The 267-nt window shown below is 65.9% G+C and carries 1 protein-coding gene; it reads right to left on the reverse strand.

Going from position 1 to position 267, the window contains the following annotated elements; translation table 11 throughout:
- On the reverse strand, positions 1-267 hold a 267-nt coding region (locus tag A3773_RS19900), incomplete at both ends, for a hypothetical protein (protein WP_197462870.1).

Below are 267 nucleotides of genomic sequence, written 5' to 3' on the forward strand. Positions count from 1 at the left end.
CCTCTCCCCCCTTTTCCTCCCCCTCCCCTCCTTCCTTCTCCCCCTCTCCCCCCCTCCTTCCTCTCCCCCCCTCCTCTCCCCTCTTCCCCCCTCCCCCCTCCTTCTCCCTCTTCCCTCTCCCCCTTTCTTCTCTCCCTCTCCCCTTCCCTCTCCCCCTTTCTTCCTCCCCCTCCCCCCTCTCCTTCCCTTCCCTTTTCTCTCCCTTTCTCTCCTCTTCCTCCTCCCCCCCCCTTCCCCTCCCTTCTCCCCCCTCCCTCCCTTTTCCCC

This window comes from Neptuniibacter pectenicola (genome assembly GCF_001597735.1).
Classification (GTDB): Bacteria; Pseudomonadota; Gammaproteobacteria; order Pseudomonadales; family Balneatricaceae; genus Neptuniibacter; species Neptuniibacter pectenicola.